The organism is Erwinia sp. INIA01, from assembly GCF_025947915.1.
GTDB classification, from domain to species: domain Bacteria; phylum Pseudomonadota; class Gammaproteobacteria; order Enterobacterales; family Enterobacteriaceae; genus Erwinia; species Erwinia coffeiphila.
In genome coordinates this window covers 205,806-213,097 of the sequence record NZ_JAPDNC010000004.1, presented here as the reverse complement: position 1 = coordinate 213,097, position 7,292 = coordinate 205,806, and the positions used below count along the sequence as shown (strand labels likewise).

General features: G+C 55.2%; 6 protein-coding genes and 1 tRNA gene. 3 read left to right on the top strand and 4 right to left on the bottom strand.

Features of this window, described 5'->3' with window-relative positions; all coding sequences use genetic code 11:
* Positions 1–213 precede the first annotated feature (213 nt).
* Both OMR58_RS09065 and agp read left to right on the top strand, forming a co-directional pair.
* A tRNA-Ser gene (locus OMR58_RS09065) sits at positions 214–301 on the top strand.
* Between the two features lie 331 nt (positions 302–632).
* Positions 633–2,297, top strand: coding sequence for a bifunctional glucose-1-phosphatase/inositol phosphatase (gene agp / locus OMR58_RS09060; protein WP_264545746.1), 1,665 nt, complete (start codon positions 633–635; stop codon positions 2,295–2,297).
* A 79-nt stretch (positions 2,298–2,376) separates the two neighbouring features.
* On the opposite strand, the gene OMR58_RS09055 is transcribed toward agp, so the two are convergent.
* The 3 genes from OMR58_RS09055 to wrbA all read right to left on the bottom strand — a co-directional run bounded on the left by OMR58_RS09055 (position 2,377) and on the right by wrbA (position 4,745).
* Positions 2,377–3,747 carry an NAD-dependent succinate-semialdehyde dehydrogenase gene (locus OMR58_RS09055; protein ID WP_264545745.1) on the bottom strand — a complete coding sequence of 457 codons (1,371 nt, stop codon included), beginning with the start codon at positions 3,745–3,747 and terminating at the stop codon, positions 2,377–2,379.
* A 150-nt stretch (positions 3,748–3,897) separates the two neighbouring features.
* The gene (locus tag OMR58_RS09050) at positions 3,898–4,128 is read right to left on the bottom strand and encodes a YccJ family protein (protein WP_105593389.1); all 231 of its coding nucleotides are present in this window, start codon (positions 4,126–4,128) and stop codon (positions 3,898–3,900) included.
* 17 nt (positions 4,129–4,145) lie between these two features.
* Positions 4,146–4,745 carry an NAD(P)H:quinone oxidoreductase gene (gene wrbA, locus OMR58_RS09045; RefSeq protein WP_200561371.1) on the bottom strand — a complete coding sequence of 200 codons (600 nt, stop codon included), beginning with the start codon at positions 4,743–4,745 and terminating at the stop codon, positions 4,146–4,148.
* 256 nt (positions 4,746–5,001) lie between these two features.
* Here wrbA and OMR58_RS09040 point away from each other — a divergent pair, with 256 nt between their 5' ends.
* Positions 5,002–5,928: a DMT family transporter gene (locus OMR58_RS09040; protein WP_105593555.1), complete on the top strand. Its 927-nt coding sequence runs from the start codon at positions 5,002–5,004 to the stop codon at positions 5,926–5,928.
* Here the strand turns inward: OMR58_RS09040 and rutG are convergent.
* On the bottom strand, positions 5,925–7,253 hold the full coding sequence (rutG, locus tag OMR58_RS09035; RefSeq protein ID WP_200548032.1) for a pyrimidine utilization transport protein G: 1,329 nt from the start codon (positions 7,251–7,253) through the stop codon (positions 5,925–5,927). The two genes, OMR58_RS09040 and rutG, sit on opposite strands and share 4 nt — an antisense overlap.
* Between the last annotated feature and the right edge of the window lie 39 nt (positions 7,254–7,292).

Genomic DNA, 7,292 nt, shown 5'->3' with positions numbered 1-7,292 from the left:
CTGTCATTTTTGTATTGCAACATCATCGGTTTGAGAGGAAAAACCGTCTGTTTTATAATCACTTGCCGCAATGTTTGCCTGTAAAACAGCCAAAAGAATTCATATGTTCACAAAATCAACAAAATAGCGAAAAATAATCTTGGCAAACGAAAAAACTCCCCCTATACTGCGCTCCATCAGTTACCGGCACCTTAGCCCAAGCTGATACCGTGTGGAAGCGTGGCCGAGTGGCTGAAGGCACCGGTCTTGAAAACCGGCGACGGGAAACCGTTCTAGAGTTCGAATCTCTACGCTTCCACCATCCATTCTGACCCCGAGCTTGAAGAAGCTCGGGGTTTTTGCTTTTTACAGCTATCACCTCAAACGTCTTCTGTTTTCCCTCACATCCTGCTATTTTCTTGCTGTGATGAGCGATTGAGCATTACCGAAAACATCTTGTTTCTTTTCAATCTTCTAATGCCACTAAACCGCCGGGGGCAGAGTCTGCTATATTCTCAATATCGATGATGATTGTGAGTTTCTGGACTTTCTCTGGAGAGCGGTGGTGGTGACTCAGCGTTGTGCGCTGTTTTCTTCTGTGCTGCACGTTTATCTGCCAGTTATTCACCCTGATGAATCAATGGAATACACCTATGATTAAAAAGTTAAGTCTCTGTGCACTCGCTGTATGCTCTGCACTTTCCGGCGTGTCTGCATGGGCTGCCGATAGCGATTACCAGTTGGAACAGGTGCTGATGATGAGCCGCCACAACCTGCGTGCGCCGCTGGCGGACAATGGTAGCGTGCTGGCACAGGCGACGAAAAAAGCCTGGCCGAAGTGGGATGTACCGGGTGGTCAACTGACCACCAAGGGCGGCGTGCTGGAAGTTTATATGGGGCGCTATACCCGCGAATGGCTGGCGCAGCAGGGGCTGATTAAAGATGGCGAATGCCCGTCTCCTGACGCGATCTATGCGTATGCCAACAGCCTGCAGCGCACCGTCGCCACCGCGCAGTTCTTTATTACCGGTGCGTTCCCGGGATGCGATGTAGCGGTTTCTCATCAGGATGAAATGGGATCGATGGACCCGATCTTTAATCCGGTTATCACCAGCAACAGTGAAGACTTCAACAAGCAGGCGCTCTCAGCGATGAATGCCGAAGGCGAAAAGCTGGCGCTTAAGCCTGCATTCCAGCGCCTGGAAAAAATTATCGATTATAAAAACTCTGCGGCCTGCAACGGCAAAAAACAGTGCGATCTTTCCAGCACCAATCAAAACACCTTCAGCGCCGATACCGGCAAAGAACCTGGCGTTTCCGGCCCGCTCAAAGTGGGTAACTCACTGGTTGATGCGTTTACCCTGCAGTATTACGAAGGTATGCCGCTCGATCAGGTTGCCTGGGGACAAATTAAAACTCCGGAGCAGTGGAAAGAACTGTCGGCCATTAAAAATGGTTATCAGGACACACTGTTCACCTCACCTCTGGTCGCGCGAGAAGTGGCAGCCCCGCTGGTGGACTATATTCGCAGCATGCTGATCGACCAGGATAAAGACGGCGCGCCGAAAGTCACGCTGATGGTCGGCCATGATTCTAATATCGCCTCATTACTGACCGCACTGGACTTTAAACCTTATGAATTAGCGGATCAGAACGAGCGCACGCCGATTGGCGGAATGATTCAGTTCCAGCGCTGGCTGGATAAGAAAAACAACCGTGAGCTGGTGAAGGTGGAATACGTTTATCAGAGCACCGAGCAACTACGCGATGCAGAACCTCTGTCGCTGGATAACCCGCCGAAACGCGTGACCCTGCAAATGGCCGGTTGCCAGACTGATGCTAACGGTTTCTGCCCGTGGGATCAGTTCACTGCGGTGTTGAATACTGCGCTGCAGGGTACGTCAATGCAGGTTCCTGAACCTGTTGCCGCTTCAGCCGATGCGGCTGACGTAACGAAAGAGGCATCGGACAAAGCCGCTGCCGATCAGGCTGCTGCTAAAGCAACACAGGATAAAGCCGCGACGGAAGCCAAAGATAAAGCGGCGGCTGAACAGCAGGCAAAAGACAAGGCAGCTCAGGAAAAAGCTGCGAAGGAAAAGGCCGCCGCGGAGAAAGCTGCTGCTGAGAAAGCCGCAGCCGAAAAAGCTGCCGCAGAACAGGCAGCAAAAGATAAGGCGGCCGCCGATAAGGCCGCTGCTGACAAAGCGGCAGCGGATAAAGCCGCAGCAGAGAAAGATAAGGCCAGCGAACCTAAGACCGCTCAGCCTGATTCTGCCAGCAGTGCTGATAAAACACAGGCGCAGCCGTCAGCGAGCTGATTGCGTTTTTCCAGACCCGCCAACGTTAAAAGGCCTACACCCGGGTGTCGGCCTTTTTTTCACTATTTTCAAGGTGGGCTTATTTGCTGATCACCACCAGCTTTTGATTCACAAACTCTTTAATACCAAGATCGGAAAGCTCACGGCCAAAACCAGAACGTTTGATGCCGCCAAACGGTAACTCCGGTGCGGTATTACTGGCCGAGTTGATATACACCATGCCGGTTTCAATACGCGATGCCAGCGCTTTGCCGCGAGCGATATCTCCGGTAAACACGGCACCACCCAGACCATAGTGGGAGTCGTTAGCCAGTTCGACGATCTCATCGTCATTACGCACGATGTAGATCTGCGCTACCGGGCCGAAGAACTCTTCAAACCAGGCGGGATTATCGCGGGTTATTCCGGTAAGAATGGTTGGCTGATAGAAACAGCCTGCACCGTCCACCGGCTTGCCGCCCAGTACCAGTTTTGCGCCTTTTTCAACGGCCTGTTTCACCTGTTTCTCAAGGCGATCGCGCGCTTCAGCAGAAGAGAGTGGACCAAGCGTCGTGTTGGGATCTAACGGATCGCCAATTTTCACCGCCTCAAAAGCAGCAACGAGTTTTGCCATAAACGTCTCGGCGATCTTCTCGTGTACCAGGAAACGTTTCGCGGCGGTACATACCTGACCACAGTTACTGAGGCGCGCACCCGCACCCGCCTTCACGGCTTTGTCCAGATCGCAGTCATCGAGCACCACGAAAACGTCGTTACCACCGAGTTCAAGGGTCGTTTTCTTCAGATATTTACCCGCCTGCTGCGCTACCGCGCTGCCCGCACGTTCTGAACCGGTGAGGGCTGCGCCCTGTACGCGGTCATCGGCAATTAACTCTGCGATTTGCTCATTACTGGCGAACAGATTGGTCCAGGCGCCCTCTGGCGCACCTGCCTGGCTGACCAGATCAGCAAACAGCGTTGCGCAATGCGGAACGTTTTGCGCATGTTTTGCCAGCACCGGATTACCGGCGGCGAGGTTAGGAGCCAGCACCCGCATCAACTGATAGAAAGGAAAATTCCACGGCTCAACGGCGACCAGCACGCCGATCGGATGATGTTCCACCCAGGCCTCACCCAGCTTGCTGGGATAACGTACCGGAGAGAGGAAACGCTCGGCGTTTTCGGCATAGTAGCGAGCGATCTGTGCACAAAGCTCAACTTCTCCCCGGCTTTGGCCAATCAGCTTGCCCATTTCTTCACTGGCGGCGGTGGCCAGTTCCTCTACGCGTTCCTCGATCAGCGTTGCCAGCTTCTGTAGTACCTGCAGGCGCGGTTGAATACTCCCTTTCGACCAGTCGGAGTGATACAACGCATCGGCGGTTGCCAGCGCCTGTTCTACCTGTTCGTCAGTGTGCGCGGGCCAGGACTTTATCAGCTTATTGCTCGCGGGATTGATGGTCTGATAGGACATTCTACGCTCCTTGGTCGTTAGTCAGCCCTGGCGGGCTGAAATGTGTCACGTGGAATTAAGCGTAGTAGAAACCTTGAAGGGCATGCCAGGTTATCGGAAGACTCCCAGTGGGCTACAAACAAAAAGGGCGGGAAAATCCCGCCCCTGGCTTCAGACGTTTTTGCGTTCGACGACTTTGTTATCCCAGGTCAGCACATCGTCTTCGGTTTTGTTAAATGCGCGGATAAGAACGTCGTCACTTCCCTGCTGCGCCCAGATTTGTTCGGCAAGGCGTTCATCATAGTTAGCCACCTCAAAGATGGCTTCGGCGATTTCCAGCGAGGTACAGCGCAGGGCGGCCCATTCTCCTACGTGATGAGCCTTAGATTGTTGTGTTGCCATAATTGCCTCCTGTCAGATTATCCGTTGAGTTTCACTGCCAGCCCGGCAACATATTCACCCTGATAGCGGGCAATATTGAGCTCTTCCTCACTGGGCTGACGGGAACCATCGCCGCCGGCAATTGTGGTCGCACCATACGGCGTCCCGCCGCGCACTTTGGAGATATCGAACAGTTCCTGGCTCCCGTATCCGATGGGAACGATCACCATGCCGTGATGGGCGAGGGTGGTCCAGGTTGAGGTGATAGTTTGTTCCTGGCCTCCCCCGGTACCGGTAGAGGCGAAGACGCTGGCGAGTTTGCCGTAAAGGGCGCCGGAGGCCCAGAGCCCACCGGTACGATCGAGAAAGTTACGCATCTGCCCGGCCATATTACCGAAGCGGGTCGGTGTGCCAACCAGGATGGCATCATAGTCTGCCAGTTCTTTCGGGTCAGCCTCCGCTGCGGTCTGGCCGGTTTTACCGCCAACCTCGGCGAAACGGGCGGCATCCATCGTTTCCGGCACGCGTTTAATGGTGACTTCTGCACCAGGGACTTTACGGGCACCTTCCGCAACGGCCTGCGCCATTGTTTCAATATGTCCGTACATGGAGTAATAGAGCACTAGAATTTTAGCCATACGCTACTTACCTCCTCAAACGCCAGGTTAATTTTTTAACTGATTTTTCAGTATAGAAGAAGCCTCTGCGGCTGCCTGGCGGCAGATCAATTTTGTATTAAAAATCATTGCAGGATGGTCCAGGGTCTGTCTATGCAGGCGACGGGCAGGGCCAGCAAACCCGGCAGAGGGGGATGAACGCAGCCCACACCGTGCGGTGCTTGACCGGCCGTCGTTATCCCCGCAAACTGACGCCAAAATTACAGCAGAGTGCGTTATGTCTGGTTTACTTTCCCGTTATAAATTCTCCATTAATACCAGCGAGCTGGTGCTTATTCTGATCACCATGGTCTGGGGTGGGACGTTTCTTGCCGTGCATCATGCGATGACCGTCAGCGGCCCGTTCTTTTTTATTGGCGTGCGGTTTGCCGTTGCGGCGCTGTTACTTGGGCTGGTTTCATGGCGCGTTATGCGCAACGTTACCTGGCCTGAGATCAAAGCCGGTGTGCTGATTGGCATTGCGATCGGGTTGGGATATGGCCTGCAGACTTACGGTATGCAAACCATCTCCAGCAGTAAGTCGGCCTTTATTACTGCAATGTACGTACCGCTCGTTCCGCTAATGCAGTGGGTGTTTTTGCGTAAAATGCCGGGGCTGATGTCGTGGATTGGCATTGCGCTGGCGTTCAGCGGACTGTTGTTGCTGGCCGGGCCTGATGGCGGAGAGGTGGCATTTAACGTCGGTGAAATTGCCACGCTGCTCAGCACGCTGGCGATTGCCGCAGAGATCCTGTTGATTGGAGCCAGTGCGGGGAAAGTGGACGTGCGGCGTGTGACCGTCATTCAGCTGGCCGCCGCCTCGATTTTTGGTTTTCTGATGATGGCCCCGAACGGCGAGTCTGTTCCGGCGTGGAGCCCGTATCTGCTGTACAGCGCGGTGGGCCTGGGTATCGCCAGCGCCATCATTCAGGTGACGATGAACTGGGCACAGCGCAGCGTTTCTCCGACCCGCGCCACCGTGATTTATGCCGGTGAACCGGTATGGGCAGGCGTTGTAGGGCGCATTGCCGGAGAACGCCTGCCGGCTATCGCTCTGCTGGGCGGCGCATTGATTGTGATGGGGGTGCTGGTTAGCGAGCTGAAACTGAAGCGCAAAAAAAAGGCGAAGGGATCGCCTTCGCCCGTAGAGTGTAAAAACGGCTAACTGTCCTGGCGTACTACGCTGCCGTCGCTTAAGGCAGCGGCACGCTTATGGCTCAGAATCGCATTGAGCAGAATCGCACCAAACGTCGCCGTGCCGATGCCGCCAAGTGTGAAGCTGCCGATTTTCAGTGCGAAATCACCCGCACCCAGTACCAGTGTCACCGCCACCATAATCAGGTTACCGTTCTGGCTAAGATCAACATTGTTCTGTACCCAGATCCGCGCGCCGGCCACGGCGATCAGGCCGAAGACCACGATCGAGGCACCGCCGATGACCGGGCCCGGAATCGTGTGGATCAGCGCACCAAACTTAGGTGAAAAGCCCAGCACCATGGCAATCAGCGCTGCTGCAACGAACACCAGTGTCGAATAGACTTTAGTGACGGCCATCACCCCGATATTTTCCGCATAGGTGGTCACGCCCGTTCCGCCTGCGCTACCGGAAATCATCGTAGCCAGACCATCACCGACGAACGCTCGCCCCATCCACGGATCGAGGTTGCGCCCGGTCATTCCGGCTACGGCTTTGATATGGCCAAGATTTTCCGCCACCAGAATCACCGCCACCGGCGCGATCATCACGATGGCCTGAGTACTAAACGTGGGTGACGTAGTCTGCGGCATACCGAACCAGGCCGCAGCGGCCAGCGGGCTGAAGTCCACCGGCGTGCCAAAACCCAGCACGTTGGTCATCAGTGCATAAATCGCCCATGCGACAATCAGCCCGACCAGGATTAGCAATCGCTGCACCATGCCGCGGGTAAAAACCGCCACCACGCCGATACACATCACCGTCATCACGGCCATCCAGCTGTCGAACATCGAAGCGGATACGCCGCGAACCGCAATCGGCGCCAGGTTCAGGCCGATGGCCATGACCACCGCCCCGGTGACCACAGGCGGCATCATCTTTTCGATCCAGCGGGTTCCCGCCTTCATCACCACAAAGCCGATCAGCGTGTACAGTGCGCCGCAGGCAATGATCCCGCCCAGCGCAACGCTGATATTGGGGTTGATGCCCTGGCCGTTAAATCCGGTGGCAGCGATGACCACGCCGACGAACGCCGCACTCGAACCGAGGTAGCTGGGGATACGCCCGCCGGTCACCAGGAAGAACAGCAGGGTGCCAATACCCGACATCAGGATCGACAGGTTGGGATCAAAACCCATCAGCAGCGGCATCAACACGGTGGCACCGAACATCGCCACCGCGTGTTGCAGGCCCATAATCAGGGTTTGCCCGACGGGCAACGCTTCATCGGGCGCGACAATATCCTGCGCTGACGCCGTTTTTTTCGACCATTGAGGAAACCAGGAACTCGCCATCGTCTTCTCCAGAGTGTCATAACCACATTGACCGGCCGC